This is a genomic window from Elizabethkingia argenteiflava (assembly GCF_009904105.1).
Lineage (GTDB): Bacteria > Bacteroidota > Bacteroidia > Flavobacteriales > Weeksellaceae > Elizabethkingia > Elizabethkingia argenteiflava.
In genome coordinates, this window is the sequence record NZ_JAAABJ010000193.1 from 1 (window position 1) to 406 (window position 406).

A 406-nucleotide genomic window follows, 5' to 3' on the forward strand; every position below is an offset into this window, starting at 1 on the left:
ATCCTGTACACAAGCTTGTGTTACATCAAAATCGGTAAAAATCCCATCAGTAGTACACACTGCATGCAATTTATAACCATAATAAACACTATTTTGCCAAGCACAAAAACCTTTATTCGGGCTGGTAAAGTAATTTTCTCTACAAAAAGTACTTCTGGAACTTCTGCTTAATTTGCATATTTCTAATGGCATGCTATCTACAATGTAATAATCACATATATTTTTGCAGCTATATTGTTTCTTAAAGAATCCCGAGAAGCAAACAAGTTGTGCTTTCTGTGATTGTAAACACTACGTTCAATCCTAGAGGATAAATTGAAAGGTAATTTTCTGAATAAATCCCGCTCTGAATCAATACTCATAAATTCTGAAGTTAAGTCTATGGAGATTAACTCAAGATCTGACA

At 33.0% G+C, this 406-nt stretch carries 2 pseudogenes; both read right to left on the reverse strand.

From position 1 onward, the window contains the following. A pseudogene (locus tag GNY06_RS13570) lies at positions 1–192 on the reverse strand (IS982 family transposase); the annotation flags it as partial. 5 nt (positions 193–197) lie between these two features. Next, positions 198–406 (reverse strand): annotated as a pseudogene (locus GNY06_RS13575) (IS982 family transposase); the annotation flags it as partial.